16 protein-coding genes and 1 pseudogene are annotated in these 15,757 nt (G+C 68.9%); 8 read left to right on the top strand and 9 right to left on the bottom strand.

All coding sequences use genetic code 11. The annotated features are described in order from the left end of the window. The 4 genes and pseudogenes from CFP71_RS44705 to CFP71_RS34620 all read right to left on the bottom strand — a co-directional run. A pseudogene (locus CFP71_RS44705) lies at nucleotides 1-519 on the bottom strand (hypothetical protein); the annotation flags it as partial. A gap of 208 nt (nucleotides 520-727) precedes the next feature. After that, entirely contained in the window at nucleotides 728-1,456 is a 729-nt protein-coding gene (locus CFP71_RS34630) for a GGDEF domain-containing protein (RefSeq protein ID WP_093938155.1), read from the bottom strand. 65 nt (nucleotides 1,457-1,521) lie between these two features. Next, nucleotides 1,522-2,133 carry an isopentenyl-diphosphate Delta-isomerase gene (gene idi / locus CFP71_RS34625; protein WP_093938154.1) on the bottom strand — a complete coding sequence of 204 codons (612 nt, stop codon included), beginning with the start codon at nucleotides 2,131-2,133 and terminating at the stop codon, nucleotides 1,522-1,524. A gap of 58 nt (nucleotides 2,134-2,191) precedes the next feature. Then, nucleotides 2,192-3,025, bottom strand: a complete 834-nt coding sequence (locus CFP71_RS34620) for an alpha/beta fold hydrolase (protein WP_093938153.1) — start codon at nucleotides 3,023-3,025, stop codon at nucleotides 2,192-2,194. 123 nt (nucleotides 3,026-3,148) lie between these two features. Here CFP71_RS34620 and CFP71_RS34615 point away from each other — a divergent pair, with 123 nt between their 5' ends. Further along, nucleotides 3,149-3,409 carry a hypothetical protein gene (locus CFP71_RS34615; protein ID WP_093938152.1) on the top strand — a complete coding sequence of 87 codons (261 nt, stop codon included), beginning with the start codon at nucleotides 3,149-3,151 and terminating at the stop codon, nucleotides 3,407-3,409. A gap of 53 nt (nucleotides 3,410-3,462) precedes the next feature. On the opposite strand, the gene dusB is transcribed toward CFP71_RS34615, so the two are convergent. The 3 genes from dusB to CFP71_RS34600 all read right to left on the bottom strand — a co-directional run bounded on the left by dusB (nucleotide 3,463) and on the right by CFP71_RS34600 (nucleotide 5,444). Beyond that, nucleotides 3,463-4,608 carry a tRNA dihydrouridine synthase DusB gene (dusB, locus tag CFP71_RS34610; protein WP_093938151.1) on the bottom strand — a complete coding sequence of 382 codons (1,146 nt, stop codon included), beginning with the start codon at nucleotides 4,606-4,608 and terminating at the stop codon, nucleotides 3,463-3,465. A 246-nt stretch (nucleotides 4,609-4,854) separates the two neighbouring features. Then, nucleotides 4,855-5,244 carry a HicB family toxin-antitoxin system gene (locus CFP71_RS34605; protein ID WP_143267228.1) on the bottom strand — a complete coding sequence of 130 codons (390 nt, stop codon included), beginning with the start codon at nucleotides 5,242-5,244 and terminating at the stop codon, nucleotides 4,855-4,857. Continuing rightward, a complete protein-coding gene (locus CFP71_RS34600; protein ID WP_093938149.1) occupies nucleotides 5,229-5,444 on the bottom strand; it encodes a hypothetical protein in 216 nt (71 codons plus the stop codon). The genes CFP71_RS34605 and CFP71_RS34600 overlap by 16 nt, the downstream gene beginning before the upstream one ends. Nucleotides 5,445-5,567: 123 nt before the next feature. On the opposite strand from CFP71_RS34600, the gene uppS reads away from it, so the two are divergent. From uppS to CFP71_RS34585, 3 genes are all read left to right on the top strand, one after another. Continuing rightward, entirely contained in the window at nucleotides 5,568-6,326 is a 759-nt protein-coding gene (uppS, locus tag CFP71_RS34595) for a polyprenyl diphosphate synthase (RefSeq protein WP_093938148.1), read from the top strand. A 72-nt stretch (nucleotides 6,327-6,398) separates the two neighbouring features. Further along, nucleotides 6,399-8,450, top strand: a complete 2,052-nt coding sequence (locus CFP71_RS34590; protein WP_093938147.1) for a DUF2339 domain-containing protein — start codon at nucleotides 6,399-6,401, stop codon at nucleotides 8,448-8,450. 43 nt (nucleotides 8,451-8,493) lie between these two features. Beyond that, nucleotides 8,494-8,895, top strand: coding sequence for a TIGR03667 family PPOX class F420-dependent oxidoreductase (locus CFP71_RS34585; protein ID WP_093938146.1), 402 nt, complete (start codon nucleotides 8,494-8,496; stop codon nucleotides 8,893-8,895). Between the two features lie 9 nt (nucleotides 8,896-8,904). On the opposite strand, the gene CFP71_RS34580 is transcribed toward CFP71_RS34585, so the two are convergent. After that, a complete protein-coding gene (locus CFP71_RS34580; RefSeq protein ID WP_093938145.1) occupies nucleotides 8,905-9,456 on the bottom strand; it encodes a superoxide dismutase family protein in 552 nt (183 codons plus the stop codon). A gap of 83 nt (nucleotides 9,457-9,539) precedes the next feature. Between CFP71_RS34580 and CFP71_RS34575 the strand changes: the two genes are divergently transcribed. Then, nucleotides 9,540-10,502, top strand: coding sequence for a DMT family transporter (locus CFP71_RS34575; RefSeq protein ID WP_093938144.1), 963 nt, complete (start codon nucleotides 9,540-9,542; stop codon nucleotides 10,500-10,502). After that, nucleotides 10,447-10,911: a DUF6328 family protein gene (locus tag CFP71_RS34570; RefSeq protein WP_093938143.1), complete on the top strand. Its 465-nt coding sequence runs from the start codon at nucleotides 10,447-10,449 to the stop codon at nucleotides 10,909-10,911. Before CFP71_RS34575 ends, CFP71_RS34570 begins: the two co-directional genes overlap by 56 nt. Here CFP71_RS34570 and CFP71_RS34565 read toward each other — a convergent pair whose 3' ends face one another. Beyond that, nucleotides 10,912-11,448 (bottom strand): hypothetical protein, encoded by a 537-nt coding sequence (locus tag CFP71_RS34565; RefSeq protein ID WP_093938142.1) that lies wholly within the window; start codon nucleotides 11,446-11,448, stop codon nucleotides 10,912-10,914. A gap of 77 nt (nucleotides 11,449-11,525) precedes the next feature. Between CFP71_RS34565 and CFP71_RS34560 the strand changes: the two genes are divergently transcribed. Both CFP71_RS34560 and helR read left to right on the top strand, forming a co-directional pair. Continuing rightward, nucleotides 11,526-13,340, top strand: coding sequence for a LamG-like jellyroll fold domain-containing protein (locus tag CFP71_RS34560; RefSeq protein ID WP_093938141.1), 1,815 nt, complete (start codon nucleotides 11,526-11,528; stop codon nucleotides 13,338-13,340). Nucleotides 13,341-13,520: 180 nt separating this feature from the next. After that, the gene (gene helR / locus CFP71_RS34555; RefSeq protein WP_279629262.1) at nucleotides 13,521-15,725 is read left to right on the top strand and encodes an RNA polymerase recycling motor ATPase HelR; all 2,205 of its coding nucleotides are present in this window, start codon (nucleotides 13,521-13,523) and stop codon (nucleotides 15,723-15,725) included. The last annotated feature ends 32 nt before the right edge of the window (nucleotides 15,726-15,757 follow it).

Genomic DNA, 15,757 nt, shown 5'->3' with positions numbered 1-15,757 from the left:
TCCCGACACGACGCTCGTCCGATCTGGGACGGCGTGCTGCTGCTGGGGGCCCGGGTTCACCACCGGCGGGCGGCGGTGCGTGGGTGCCTCGGGACTGGGCGGGGCCTGAGCGGCGCGGCGCGGCTGGCGCGCACGAGGCGGACGCGGGGTCTCGGCGGGCGGCGTGACCGGAGCCGGCGGTGTGGCGGGCTTGGCCGCGCGAGGCGCGGGCGGAGGGGTGTCGACGGGGGTGGCCGGGCGGGGACGCCGAGGTGACGGCGGCTCCGCCTGGTTCGCGCGCGGGCCGGGTCTCGGAGGCTCGGGCGCCGGCTCACTCGGCCGGAGGCGGCGGGGAGCGGGGGCCTCGGCGGCGGGGTCGAAGACGGGGCGTTCACCCGTATGACGTGCGACGACGTCGGAAACGCTGATACCGCCGTGGGTTTCCATCGAGCGGCGACGGTTCCGGCGGCCGCGCTCACCGGCATTCCTGTCGGTGTGGCTGTGGCGACCGGTCCCCGGGGTGTGGTGCTCGTCGGGCACTCGGTCTCCTTTCACAACGGGCTTCGAAGCTCTTTCGTTATCGTACGGACACCTCAGGTTCGTGACGACAACCATCCCGGAATTTTCTTCACCCAAGGTACCGATAAGCGCCGAACGGTCCATGCGATCGGGTGAGCGGTCCTGGTTAAAGCTGCGTTAAAAGGTGCGAAACCGTCACGCAGAGTGTGACAGAAGATCGAGTGAGTGGCTACGCGCCGGCGGACTCGGCGGCGTTCATCGACTGAGGAATCATCTGCGACGATTCCTTATCCTGATAAGCCACTCTGTTCCTGCCCGCCCGTTTCGCCATATACAACAAAGTGTCGGCGTGGCGCAACTGCCGTTCCGGTTCGACCGTTCGATCCGGTTCCGTCCTGCCTTCGTGCGCGAGCCCGACGCTGATCGTCACCGAAAGACCGGGCCGGATCCGGCGCCACGGATGACGGGCCACCCGGATGCGGGCGGTGTCGGCGATCCGCACCGCGCGGGCCGCGTCGACGTCCGGGATGACCAGCGCGAACTCCTCGCCGCCGTAGCGGGCGCAGAACGCTTCCGGTGGAAGTCCCTGTTGCAGCAGGTCGGCCACTTCGCGCAGCACCCGATCGCCGACCAGATGCCCGAAAGTGTCGTTGACGTCCTTGAACAGGTCGAGGTCGACCAGCGCGATCGCGATCCCCGGCGGGCCGCGATGGTCGACGGCCGGGCCGTGCAGCCACTGGTCGAGATAGCGGCGGTTGTAGCTGGACGTCAGCGTGTCCCGCAGGCTGCCGGCGCGGGCGAGGTCGAAGGCGGACTTGAGGTGGTGGTAGGCGCGCCGCCAGTCGCCCTGGGTGGCGAGCACCCCGGCGATCGACTCGTGCAGGCTGAGCAGATCGGTGGCCGGCGCGCTCGGTGGGAGCGCGGCCTCGTCGTCGGCTGCCACGCTCACCTCCGCCACGAATTGGTTTTCGTCGTATAGGAGGGATCTCTTGAGGTGTGAGTACGGGGCAAAGTGAATATCGCTCAAGAGGACGACGGATCCGCCCCATTGTCACGCACCGAAGCGCCGTTCTGTAAGGACGAAAACGGCTCGAAGTCTTTGAGCTGCGAAAACTGATCCTTCGCCCAGTAACTCACGTCAGTCACATCGTCATTCAGCAACAGTGCGTAATCATTCCAGCTCACCCACCGCCAATCGCCGACCTCGTCGGGATGCGGGGCCGGATCTTCGTCGACCCAGGCGACGAAGACCGGGCAGAACTCGTTCTCGATGATGCCTTCGAACGGCGGTGTGCTGTACCGGTACGCCGGAAGGACGCAGCGGAGCCCGTCCAGCCGGGGCAGTCCGAGCTCGAAGGCGGCCCTGCGCCGGACGGCCTCCTCGATCGGTTCACCCGGTGCGGGGTGCCCGCAGACACTGTTGGTCCAGACCCGGGGCCACACCTTCTTCGACGCGGCACGGCTGGTGATCAGCAGGGCCTGGTCGCTGGAGCGCAACAGATAGCAGGAGAACGCCAGGTGCAGCCGGGTGTTCTCGTGGTGCGCGGCCAGTTTGGGCGCGGTTTCGCCGGTCGGCTCGCCGTCTTCGGTGACGTAGACGATGCGTTCGGTGTCGAGTGCGGTCGTGTCGTTCATCGGACCCACTGAACCAGCAGGCTGTCTGTAACCGGTACCGCGACCAGAGTTACCCCTGTTAGTGGGACGAAAGGTGCTCCACGAGCAAAGAAGTGACGGCCTCGGGCGCCTCTTCCACCACCCAGTGGGAGACGTCCTCGATCATCTCGAAGCGGTACGGGCCGGTGACCCGGTTCGCGGTGTCGAGCGCGGCCGTCGACCCGAAGGCGGCGTCCTCGGTGCTCCAGATGTAGAGCGTCGGGACCTCGATCGGCCCGATCTTCCCGCCGGGACGGCCGGCGCGGTACCAGTTGAGCGCGGCGGTGAGCGCGCCCGGCTCGGACAGGCGCTGGACGTACTCGTCGATCTTGCTGGGCGGCACCTTCCAGTCGAAGATGCGGCGCAGCGCGTCGGCGCCGTTCTCGAGCATCCGCCGTTCGGTGACGCGGGTCTGGCGCCATTCGGTCATGTACGCCGAGCGGAGATGCTGGTCCTCGTCGGTCTTCATGGCCTCCGCGAGTGCCGCCGGATGCGGTGTCGAAACGACGGCGAGGCTGCGGAGCCTGGCGGGATGCGCGTCGGCCGTCCACCACGCGACCGCGCCGCCCCAGTCGTGTCCGACGAGATCGAATTCGTTCCACCCCAAACGATCCGCGATCGCGAGGACGTCACCGACGAGGTCGTCGATCCCGTATTCGGACGCCTGCTCCGGCCGGACGCCGGGCGAGTAGCCGCGCTGATCCGGTGCCACCGCGCGATATCCGAGTACGCCGAGCGTCGCGACCTGGTGCTCCCATTCCACCGCGGCCTCGGGAAACCCGTGCAGCAAGAGGACGGGACGGCCGTCTTCGGGACCCGCGGCGATGGCGTCGAAGGAACCGGCCGCGGTGGGGATGCTGAGCTGCTCGATCACGACGCCGACTCTACGGGCCGCCCGTTTCGGGCGGGCGGCAAGGGATTGACGGCCGGTGTCCGATTCGCATCTAATGATCACCGCGGCCGATCTTCGGCCGCACTGGGGAAACTGGGGTAACACATGTCGAATAGTTGGAAGCGCCGGCTGGCCGCCGGCGCCGCTTCCGTCGCGCTCGCGGGCGGAATCGCCGTCACGACGGCGAATGTCGCGGCGGCCGGGGTCTGCGACGGCAACCCGGGCTGCCAGCTCGGGCCCTATTCCAGCCTGAGCAGTTGTCAGATCGAACAGAGCAACATGGCCCGGTACTACACGATCACCATGCGGTGCTTCGAGGTCGACACCAATCAGTGGAAGTTCGCCTACAAGACCAGGGGCACCTGAGTCGTGAACGAAGACGCTCCCGCCGGTCCGTCCGGCGGGAGCGTTTTTTCGTTTCAGCCCCCCGAATGCATGTCCTCTGCCTCGGGGACGCAGTCGTCGTCCGGGTCGTCGAGCCAGCCGTGCGGCAGCGTGACCTTGCCGGGTGAACCCTGCCGCCCGCGCGGTCCGGTGGCGGCGCTGGGGAAGGGCGCGTCGTGGTCGAGCTTGGCGATGAGGTCGTCGAGCTGGTCCATGCTGGACAGCATCGCGAAACCGCGGCGGAGTTCGGAGCCGACCGGGAAACCCATGAAGTACCAGGCCATGTGCTTGCGGATGTCGCGCATGGCCTTGTCGTGGCCGTCGTGCTCGACGAGCAGTTCGGTGTGGCGGCGCAGCACCTTCGCGACCCCGCCGAGGTTCGGCGGGATGGGCTGGGGGCGCCCGGCGAAGGCGGCTTCCAGTTCGCCGAACAGCCACGGCCTGCCCAGGCAGCCGCGTCCGACCACGACCCCGTCACAGCCGGTCTCGTCGACCATGCGCAGCGCGTCCTCAGCGGAGAAGATGTCGCCGTTGCCGAGCACCGGGATACTGGTGACGGCTTCCTTGAGGGCCGCGATCTTCGTCCAGTCGGCCTGACCGGAGTAGCGCTGCGCGGCCGTGCGCGCGTGCAGGCTGACCGCCGCCGCGCCCTCGGCCTCCGCGATGCGCCCGGCGTCGAGGTAGGTCAGGTGATCGTCGTCGATGCCGACCCGGAACTTGACCGTGAACGGCACGCCCGCCTCGGCCGCGGCCTTCGCCGACTCGCGCACGATGTCGGCGAACAGCTTGCGCTTGAACGGCAACGCCGCGCCGCCGCCCTTGCGCGTCACCTTCGCCACCGGGCAGCCGAAGTTGCTGTCGATGTGGTCGGCGAGGCCTTCGCCGGTGATGATGCGGACGGCCTCGGCCATCGTCTTGGGGTCGACCCCGTAAAGCTGCATGGACCTGGGCTTTTCGTTCTCGCCGAAGGTCATCATGTGCATCGTGCCGGGGTGGCGTTCGACCACCGCGCGGGCGGTGATCATCTCGCAGACGTAGATGCCGGCGCCGTACTCCTGGCACAGCTGCCGGAAGGCGACGTTGGTGATGCCCGCCATCGGAGCGAGCACGACCGGGGGATCGACCTCGTAGGGGCCGATCTTCAGGCTGGACTTGCTCAGGGTGGCAGTCACGTCCTCCATTGTCGCCTGTGGTGTCTGTCACTCGCAGGTGGGCCGGTCTCCGTCACCGATACGCGACCCAGTTCGCGTCGTGACCGACCCTCGCCCCTGACCGCGGATACGCGTAAGGCCAGGGTCCCGGTATTCCCCGGGTGCACCTGGCCTTGCGACTCGTGAGACACCCACGGCGTCGCACTCTGTGCCATCCGGAGACTGCTCGGACGGCACCCTTAACGTAGCTCATGGGCGCTTATCGTCCTCGGAATGTCAAGACGACCTGGCCAATTGGCTGACACGTTGGAACGACATGCCGAGGACTTCACCGGCCTCGCGTTGCGAAACCCCGAGAGCGAGCAGTTCTTTAACGGCCGCGCGGTGTTCGGCGGCGGCCTCCGCCTGCTTGCGCTGAGCCTCTTCGCGCAGGACTTCGGCGCGGGCTTGGTGGTCCTTCACCGAACTCGGCAGGTGCACTTCGAGGTGGAGGTCGTACTCGTCGTCCTTGACGCCGTCCATGATTTCGATGAGCTCGTTGGCCATCGTCACGACGTCCTTGTAGCGGAGAGCTTGGGTCGAACGGTCGATCTCGCGGACGCGGATGAGCCAGAACCTGCCGTCACGAGTGACTTCGGCGTGATAGGTCTTCACTTCCTCCACCATCCTTTCCCGAGGACCTCCTCGCATTCTTTGAAGATGTCAACGGCGAAGACCTCGCCCAGTTCGGTATGGCGCGGAATGGGCACCACGACACCGTTGAGGGTGTAGATGGTGTGGTTGGCACCTTCCCGCTCGAGAATCCACGCCGCGCGTTGCCGCCTGGCGGCGACCGCGATCTTCTTGATGACCTCTCGTCTCTTCACAGAGTATGTCTAGGCAGGGCTAGATGCAACCGTCAAGGGCAGGATAGACGGTTCGTGAGATGAGGTGAAAATCGTCCACTTGTCGCCGCCGCGCAAGTCCCCGTTTTCGGTAGCTTCGCTTCCATGAGCGTCCGGACCAGACTCGACGACCTCTACGCGCGACGCCTCCGCGCGAGGCTCCGCCAAGGCCCGCTCCCCAGGCACATCGGCGTGATCATCGACGGCAACCGCCGCTGGGCCCGGCAGATGGGTTTCGAGGACGTCCGTGAGGGGCATCGGCACGGCGCCCGGCACATCGCCCGGTTGATGACGTGGTGCGAGGGCCTCGGTATCGGGCACGTGACGGTGTACCTCGCCTCTGTCGACAACCTGACGAAGCGAGCGTCGCCGGAGATGGCCTTCTTGATGCGGGTGATCGAGGACGTCGTCCGTGACAGGCTCGCGGCGCCGGGTGGGAACTGGCGCGTCGAGGCGGTGGGGCGTCTCGACATGCTGCCGTCGTCCACGACGGAGGTGCTGAAGCGGGCCGAAGAGGACACGCGCGGCGCGACGGGACCCGAGCTGACCCTCGCCATCGGGTACGGGAGCCGCGAGGAGATCGTCGACGGCGTTCGCGACCTCGTGCTCGAAGGGGCGGCGGAGGGCAAGTCCCTCACCGAGATCGCCGAGACCGTTTCGGTGGACGCCCTCGACTCGCATCTGTACACGGCGGGCAGTCCCGAGCCGGAGCTGATCATCCGGACCAGTGGTGAGGTCCGGTTGTCCGGATTCCTGCTGTGGCAGGCCAAGGATTCCCAGCTGTACTTCTCCGACGCCAACTGGCCGGGTTTCCGGTATGTCGACCTCTTGCGAGCACTCAGGGTGTGGGCTCGATCGCGATGATCTCGCAGGTCGCGACCACATCGTCACCTCGATTGAGTAGTGCTACGGATCCCGCGGCGGCTTCCGGGATTCATGCTGTTCGACATGACCACCGATGGGGATGTGCTCCTCAGGCTCGCCGGGGAGATCGACGACCTTGGGGCCCGCCTCGCGCGGGTCGGTACGGAGCTGCGGACCGTCCGGGCCGAAGCGGAACCGGAGCGCGAAGAGGCGCCTGAGCAGGCGCAGCAGCCCGAACAGCCCGCGCAGGCGCAGCCACCCGCGCAGCCGGAGCAGGCCGCCGAGCAGCAGATACCGCAGCAGCAGCCCGCGCCGACGGTGCCGCCCCAGCCCCAGCCCCAGCCCCAGCCCCAGCCCCAGCCGCAGCCCCAGCAGGCCCCTCAGCCCCAGCCGATCCCTCAGCCGCCGCACCAGCAGGCCCAGCACCAGCAGGCCCAGCACCACCAGCACCACCAGCACCCGCCGCGGTACTTCACCCACCCCCAGCACCCGCAGTACCAGGCCCAGCACCAGCAGGCCCAGTACGCGCAGTGGCAGCAGCACTACCGCCAGCAGTACCAGCAGCAGCCGTACCGCCCGTACCAGCCCGCCCCGAAGGTCAGCCTCGCCGAGAAGCTGGGCAAGGAAGGCGCCGGCAGCAGGCTGCTGGCCTGGATCGGCGGCGCGGTCACCTTGCTCGGCGTCGTGCTGTTCCTGGTGCTCGCGATCCAGCGCGGCTGGTTCGGCCCGCTGCCGCGGGTGCTCGGCGGCGCCGTGCTCGGGGCGGTACTGGTCGGGATCGGCCTGAGGCTGCACCGCAACCCGGCGGGCCGCACGGGCGCGTTCGCGCTCGCCGCGACCGGGATCGGGGCCCTGTACCTCGACGCCATCGCCGCGACGACGATGTACGACTACCTCCCGGCCTACGCCGGTCTCGCGCTCGGTCTCGTGATCGCGGTCGGCGGGTTGCTGCTGGCCGTGCGGTGGAAGTCTTCGCTGCTCGCGGCGGCCGTCGTGCTCGGCTGCGTGGTCTGCGCGCCGATCATCACGCAGGGGTTCGAACCGGAACTGGTCGCGTTCCTGCTGGTGGTCCTTCTCGCTTCGACGCCGGTGCAGCTGCGCCAGTCGTGGCCGTCGGTCGCGGTCGCGGCCGGGATCCCGCCGTTGGTCGCGTCGGTCTTCAGTACCGCTTTCACCGGTTTCGGCGGCAGCACGGCCAACACCGCCGCCGCGCTGGCCGTGGGCGCGGTCGGACTCGCGCTCGCCCTGATCGTCACCACCAAGCGTCCTGGCGACGCCGCCGCGCTCGCCTTGCTCGCCGTCGCCCCGGCACCGTCGTTGCTCGCCGCGCTGTTCCTGCCGAAGACCCCGGCCGTGCTCGTCACCGCGTCGGTCGCGCTGGTGCTGCTCGGGGTGTGGGCGGCCGGTCAGTGGCTCAACGGCTGGACGGGCGACCTCGCGGGCGCCGCCGGTCTCCTCGCGGCCCTGCAGACGACGATGACGCTCTTCGACGGCAGCGCCCGTTCGGCGATCCTGATCGGCGAAGGTGTCCTGCTCGCCTTGGTCGCGCTGTGGACGAAGAAGCACGTGGCACTCGCCGGTGGGCTGGTGTTCGCCGTCATCGGCGGTCTGATCGCGCTGGCCTTCGACGTCCCGCCGACGCTCTTCTTCCTGGTCCGGAACCGGCCGGACGCCGACCTCGCCGCCGCGCTGCTGGTGGCCGTCGCGATCCTGGCCGTCGCGATCACGCTCCCGTGGGTCGCGCACCGGCTCGGGCTGTTCAAAGCCGCCACGGAGAACGTCGTGCCGTGGCTGTTCGCCGGGGTCGTCGCGCTCTACGGCGCCGGCGCGCTGGTGCTGTGCGGCGCGCTGCTGGCCGTCCCCGGCCGCTCGGGCTTCCTGCTCGGCCACGTGGTGATCACGGTGTCCTGGACGGTCGCCGCGCTGGTGCTGCTCATCCGCGGCATCTCGGTGGTCGGCCTGCGGGTGATCGGGTTCGTGCTGGTCGGCGCGGCGGTGCTGAAGCTGGTCCTGTTCGACCTCTCCGCGCTCGACGGCCTGGCCAGGGTCGCGGCCTTCCTCATCGCCGGGCTGGTCCTGCTCGGCGCGGGGACGCGCTACGCGAAGCTCGTCGCGTCTCGCTGAGCGGACGCGGAAGAAAAGCCGCCGGGCCGTGGTTGGTCGGTTCATGACCTACCAACCCGACCCGCGGCTCGCCGACCGGGCGAAGGAGAACGTCGCCTGGCTGACCACGATCAGCCCGAAGGGCCGCCCTTCGCCCCGTCCGGTGTGGTTCGTGCTCGACGGCGAGGATTTCGTCGTCTTCAGTCAGCCGGACACGGCGAAGACGCGGCACATCGAAGCCAACCCCGAGGTCAGCCTCCACTTCAACAGCGACGAGCACGGCGGCTCGATCCTGGTGGTCGGCGGCAAGGCCGAGATCCTGCCGGACGGTCTCCCTTCGGAGCAACCGGGCTTCCTCGACAAGTACGAGAAGCACTACCCCGCGATCGACTACGACACCGCGAAGTTCGACCGGGAGTACCGCGTCCGGATCAGGATCCGGCCCGAACGCACCTGGGGCTTCTAGGAAACGCGGCTAGAAACCGACCGTCACGCAGGCCAGCCGGGCCCCCGCGGTCCCGGCGTGGCCCGGGTCGGTGTGCGTATGCGTTTCGTGGATCACGATCGAATTCGCCCGCCGATCGGCGAACGTCCAGTCCACTTTGGACACGGCGGCGCCGCGGCCGGTGGCGTCGGTGGTGAGGTCGAGCCAGATCTCGTTGCGGGGGTTGGCGTAGGCGGGATCCACCGACGGTTTCACCGGGTCTTCGACGTTCTGGTAGTGCGGTCCGGCGAGATCGCCGGTGGCGCCACACGGCTTCGTGTGCGCGTGGGCGCCGTATTCGCGGTTGGGCAGCAGGCCGGTCACCAGGACCGCGGTCGAGGTGCCGAAAGCCTTCGAGGTCAACCCGAAGACGTGGGCGCGTGAGCCGGCCGGGACCAGGTCCGGCTTGTAGATCGTGAGACCGCTCTTGGCGGTGATGACGTGGACCCGGGAACCGGGGGTGGCGGCGGCGGGTCCGGCACCGGAGGTCAGGGCCAGGGCGGCCGCGGACAGAACTAGGGCGAGTACGGGGACGGGGCGCATGCCCCTTGCCTAGTCCGCCCGAATCGGACACGCCAGACAGGTCACTCGGTCGGGCGATCATTCTCAAACTATGGGCAGGACAAGTGAGTAGCAACCCTCCGGATCGTACTTGGCTGGTCGCGGTCGCCGCCGCTCTTTGGGGCACCGACGGGCTTTTGCGGCTCCCGCTCGCCGAGGCGCTCCCGGCGGCCACGGTCGTCTTCTGGGAGCACTTGCTCGTGGTGCTCGTGCTGAGTCCCTTGATTCCCGGCGCTTTCCGCGCGCTGCGCCGGTGCGGGCCGCGGGAATGGCTGGCCGTGCTCGCCATCGGTGGCGGTTCTTCCGCGCTCGCGACGGCGATGTTCACCGCGGCCTTCAAACTGGGCGACCCCGTGACGCCGTTGGTGCTGCAAAAGCTCCAGCCGGTGTTCGCCGTGCTGGCGGCATATTTCGTGCTCCGTGAGCGAGTCCGGCCGGGGTACGCGTTCTTCGCGATCCCGGCGCTGCTGGGCGCCTGGCTGCTGGCGTTCAAGGATCCGCTGAATATCCAGCTCGCCGCGGCGAAGGCGGCGCTGCTGGCGATCGGCGCGGCCGCGTTGTGGGCGGCGGGAACGGTACTCGGCAGGCTGCTCTCCACCGAGCTGGCGCCGAAAGAGGTCACCACCCTGCGCTTCACCGTGGGGCTGCCGGTCGCGGCGGGCATCGTGGCCTATCAGGGCGTCGAATTCGCGGTCGGCTGGGACAACGCGCTCGGACTCGGCCTCCTCGCGCTGGTCCCCGGACTGCTGGCGCTGAGCCTGTACTACCTGGGCCTTCGGTCGACACCGGCCGCGAGGGCGACGCTGGCGGAGCTGGCTTTCCCGGTCACGGCGGCCATTATCGGCGTATTGTGCTTGAACGCCGATTTGTCGGGTACTCAGTGGCTGGGCCTCGCCGTGGTGGTCGTGTCAGTGACTTCACTCGGCTGGCATGAAAAGGTCAGGCGTCAACCGATGGTCTTGGAGCCGCCGAATGGTCGAGCACACCGGGGAGACGAAGAACGAACGCCTGACCCGCAACGTCAGTGAACTCCTGCAGGAACTCCGGGTCGCGCAGGCCGGTGTCCAGATCCTCTTCGGTTTCCTGCTCACGGTGGTGTTCACCGACGAGTTCCACGAGGCGAGCGGGTTCGAGAAATCCGTTCACCTGACGGCGGTCCTGCTCACGGTCACCTCGACGGTCCTGCTGACGGCTCCCGCCGCGTGGCACCGGCTGCTGTTCCGCACCGGTAACCGTGAGCGGATCCTCACCTACGGCAACCGTTCCGTCCTGATCGGGCTCGGCTGCCTCGCGGCCGCGATCACCACGACCGTCGCGCTCATCGCCAAGGTCGTCTTCGGTCCGGTCGCGATGGCGATCCTCGGCGTGGTGTCGGCCGTGTTGTTCGTCGGGATGTGGTTCGTCGTGCCGAGGCTGATCGACCACAACGGCCGCTGATCAGCGCCAGGCGCGGACGGGCGTGTTCTCCGGCAGACCGAACGCGGCGGGCGACAGGCTCCGCGGATCGTCCGGGCCGGTGCCGTCGAGCACCCGGCGGGCACCGATCCACGAGAACATCGCCTTGACCGAAGGCGAATAGCCCGCGCCGTCCTCCGCGAACTTCCGGTCGAGCACGTGATACCCGGACGGTGTGCGCTCGACGAGGTAGACCATCGGCTGACGGCGGAATCCGCCGCGTGTGACCAGCCCGTCGCCGTCCTTCGCGACCTCGTCGCAGTTCGCGACCAGGCCGATCTTGACGCGCTCGCCGTCCGGCCGGGTCTCGATCACCTTCTGCGTGCACACCCAGCGGACGTCCGCGCCGGAGCGGGCGGACGTTCCCAGCCACGCGCGCAGATGCCCGTCGATTCCAGGCAGCGCCTCCCGCGCGACGGCTTCGTCCACCGACGGCATTTCGTCCACGATCCACCAGCCTGCCGCGGCCACCACCACACCGACCCCGGCGAGCACGGGCCAGCGTTTGACGTTCCCCATGGGACGAAGCTACCGAGCGGGGCAAGTGTTCATCCGCGGTTCGGGACGCGTTGCCTCCGCGACCGTAGGTTGCGGCCGTGAACGACTCCTCCAGACGGACCTTCCTGCGCGGCGCGGGCCTGCTCGGCGCCGGTGCGGCGGTGTCCGCGTTGCCCACGCTCGGCGCCCCCGCGGCTTCGGCGACCTTCGGCCACCACGGCCCGGACGCCGAAGACGCGTGCTTCACCCTCGCGGTCCTGCCCGACACCCAGTACCTGTTCGACGCCGACCGCGGCGACCCCGCACCGCTGGACGCCACGCTGCGGTACGTCACCGGCGGCGACGAGAACATCGTCTTCCTGGCACATCTCGGCGACCTCACCGAGAACGGGCAGCCGGGCGAGTTCGACCAGATCAGCCGCTCCTTCCAGCACCTCGACCGGCGCCGGTTCCCGTACAGCACCCTCGCCGGCAACCACGACATCAAATCCTCGACCGACGACCAGCGCGGCCGCACGCCGTACCTCGACGCGTTCGGCCCGCAGCGCCAGCGGGGGTCGAAGACGTTCCGCGGCGCGAGCCCGGACGGCTACAACAGCCACCACGTCTTCCGCGCCGGCGGGCGTGAGTGGCTGCTGCTCGCGCTCGACTGGCGGCCGTCGGCGGGCGGGCTGGAGTGGGCGCGGTCGGTGCTCGCACGGAACCCGCGGCTTCCGGCGATCCTGACCATCCATGAATTGGTATGGGCCGACGAGGCCGGGCAGGCGCGATTCTCGGAGTTCGGGCAGAAGGTGTGGGACGAGCTGATCGCCGGGAACGACCAGATCTTCCTGACGCTCAACGGGCACTACTGGCCGCCTGGCCGCACGGTGAAGCGGAACAACGCGGGCCACGACGTCCACCTGCACATCACCAACTACCAGGACCGCTACTACGGCGGCAGCGCGATGATCCGGCTCTACCGGTTCGACCTCGCACGGAACGTGATCGACGTCCGCACGTTCTCGCCGTGGCTGGCCGACCAGGCGCCGCGGCTGAACGAGTTGCAGCGCCGGGAGATCGAGCGCACCGGCCCGTCGGACTACTTCAGCATGGAGATCGACTTCGATTCGAGGTTCGCCGGATTCGCGCCGGTCCCGGTCCCGCCCGCGCGGCCCGCCGAACGGCAGCTTATCCGCGGGATCGTGGCCTACTGGCGGTTCGAAGGCCGGGACGGCACGCCTGTTGACGGGGCCCGCGACCTTTCCGGCCGGGGCAACGACCTGGTGCGGGTCACGCTGCCCGGCAGCGCGGCCGAAACGCTGCGGTACTCCGGCGAGTTCTCCGGGCGGCAGCCGTCGAGGTCGAGCCTCCGGTTCGACGGCGGCAAGAAACCGGCCCGCGGCGCGTATCTGCGCACGGCGGACTCCGCGCCGATGAACGCGGAGACGTTCGCGCGTGGCTACACCGTCGAAGCGTTCGTGAAGCTGCCCGAGGATTTCAAGGACGGCAAGCATTCCTGGGCCGCGATCTTCGGCAGGCAGGGTTCGGGCGGCAAGGCGGGCAAGACCGGTGACGATCCCGGCGAGCCGTCGGCCACGCTGTCCCTTTCGGACGGTGCGGCGTTCCAGTGGGCGGTGTTCCCAGTGAACCAGAACGGGATCTCGACCGCGTGGGGACACGAACTGGCGTTGAAGGAATGGATCCACGTCGCCGCCGTCAACGACGGCAGGCGGACGACGCTCTACGTCGACGGCTGTCCGGTGCTGCGGAATCCGAAGACGGCCGCGGCGGGGATCGCGAACCCCGGCGGCTCCTGGCTGATCGGCGCCTACGCCTACGACTCGATCGTCGAGCAGGCGTTCCACGGCTGGCTGGGTGACGTCCGGGTGGTGGGGCGGGCGCTGGAGCCGCGCGAGTTCATGCTCGGCTGAGGGCGTCGCGGATCGTGCGCGGTAATGGTGGATGCCCGTCCCCATTATCGCGCAAGATCGTTTCCCGGGGAATGCGGGGTCTCTCTTGACAAGTGGTGGACAATAGAAAATCGGCTCCTGATCGGAAAGAGAAGATCAGAACGCCGAATGTGTTGTCAGTCTAACCGCTGTGAGGGAAACTTGTCAAATCAGGGGTACGACGAGGAATTGCGGTCCGAACGGCAGTACGTCGCGTCGCTCTACGGGCGGCTGGACACGGAACGCGTGCGGGTGAGCGAAGCGTACGCCGGTGCGCTGCGGGGAGAAGGCTTCGCGCTTTCCGACCGTGAGGTCTCCGCCGGCACGAAAGCCCGCGAGATGGCGCGGCTGAAGATCGCCGACGAAGGCCTTTGTTTCGGTCGTTTGGACGCCCTTTCGGGCGACCGGTCCTACGTCGGGCGGATCGGCCTTTTCGACGAGGAGAACGACTACGAACCTTTGGTGCTGGATTGGCGGGCGCCGGCGTCACGCGCGTTTTACTGCGCGACGGGGGCGTCACCGGAAGGAATGGCCCGGCGCCGTCAATTCCGCACTCTCGGCCGTGACGTCCTCGACTTCACCGACGAGGTCTTCGGCCGTCCGGAATCGGCGGGGGAACGGGGCGACGCCGCGCTGCTGGCCGCGGTCAACGCGCCGCGCGGCGAGGGGATGCGGGACATCGTCGCGACGATCCAGGCCGAGCAGGACGAGATCATCCGCCTTGACCACGCGGGGGTCCTCGTCGTGGAGGGCGGCCCGGGCACCGGCAAGACGGCGGTGGCGCTGCACCGGGTGGCGTACCTGCTGTACACGAAACGGGAGCGGATGGAACGCCGCGGCGTGCTCGTGATCGGACCGAGCAGTGGCTTCCTCGACCACATCGGCCGTGTCCTGCCGTCGCTCGGCGAGACCAGCGCCGTCTTCGCGACGCCCGGCGGCCTCGTCGCCGGGCTGAGCACCGAACGCGAGGACGCGCCCCGGGTGCAGCGGCTCAAGGGCTCGCTGGCGATCCTGGACGTGCTCGCGGCCGCGGTGACGGATCGGCAGGAACTGCCAGCCGCGCCGGAGCCGATCGAGCTCGACGACGTCACCGTGCCGCTGGACGCCGAGGTCGCGGCGGCCGCGCGCGAGGTGGCCAGGGACAGCGGCCTGCTGCACAACGAGGCGAAGGCCGTCTTCGGGCGCGAGGTGATCGCCGCGCTCGCCGAACGCGCCGTCGACCGGATCGGCGCGGGCTGGCTGCCGGAGGACGACGAGCACACCCGCCCGGAGATGCTCAAGAACGCCCGGCGGGACCTGGAGGCCAGCGAGGAGCTCAGTGCGGTGCTGGAACGCCTCTGGCCGACGCTGACGCCTCAGCGCCTGCTGGCCGACCTCTACGCCTCACCGGAGCGGTTGCGGGCGGCAGGAGCCGATCCCGCGCTGTTCCGCGCCGACGCGGACGCGTGGACGGTGTCCGACGTGCCGTTGCTGGACGAAGCCGTCGAACTGCTCGGACACGACCGCACCGCCGAGCGCCGGGAGGCGGAGCGGCGGCGGCTGGCCAGGAAGGAGTACGCCGAGCGGGTGCTGGAAATCGTCGAGGTGGAAGACGACCACGACGACTACGAGTTCGCGCTGCGGCCGACGGACGTGCTGATGGCCGAAGAACTGGCGGACCGGTTCGCCGAACGCGACGAACGGGATCTGGCCGAACGCGCCGCCGCCGACCGGGAATGGACCTACGGCCACGTGGTGGTCGACGAGGCGCAGGAACTGTCCGAAATGGACTGGCGGGTGCTGATGCGGCGCTGCCCCAGCCGGTCCTTCACCGTGGTCGGGGATCTCGCGCAGCGCCGGTCACCCTCGGGTGCGCGGTCTTGGGACGCGATGCTTTCCCGGTACGTCGCCGATCGCTGGGTGTACCGGAAGCTGACCGTCAACTACCGGACACCGGCGGAGATCATGGCGGTGGCGGCTTCGGTGCTGGCGAGTTTCGCCCCGGACGTGGTACCGCCGGAATCGGTGCGGGCGTGCGGCGTGCGGCCGTGGGCGCGCCGACTGTCCGAAGTGGACATGGAAGACGCCGTCGCGGAATTCGTCCGTGCGGAATCGGGGCGTGAGGGCACGTCGGTCGTCATCGGGCCGCCCGGGATGCCGGGCGCGATCGCGCCGTCCGCGGCCAAGGGGCTGGAGTACGACGCCGTGCTGGTGGTGGAGCCGGAGCGGATCCTCGCCGACGGTCCGAGCGGTGAGGCGGAGCTGTACGTCGCGCTGACGAGAGCGACGCAGCGGCTCGGGGTCCTCTACAGCGGGCGGCTGCCGAAAGTCCTCCGCGGTCTTGATTCCGGGCGGCGGACTCCCGACGTGTATCTGCGGTGCGTCTGACCCTCCCGCGAACGCCATGAAAGGTCCCTTCC

Origin of the sequence: Amycolatopsis thailandensis (assembly GCF_002234405.1) — a bacterium.
GTDB classification, from domain to species: Bacteria; Actinomycetota; Actinomycetes; order Mycobacteriales; family Pseudonocardiaceae; genus Amycolatopsis; species Amycolatopsis thailandensis.
The sequence above is the reverse complement of the archived record's forward strand: the minus strand, read 5'-3'. Positions and strand labels throughout refer to the sequence as shown.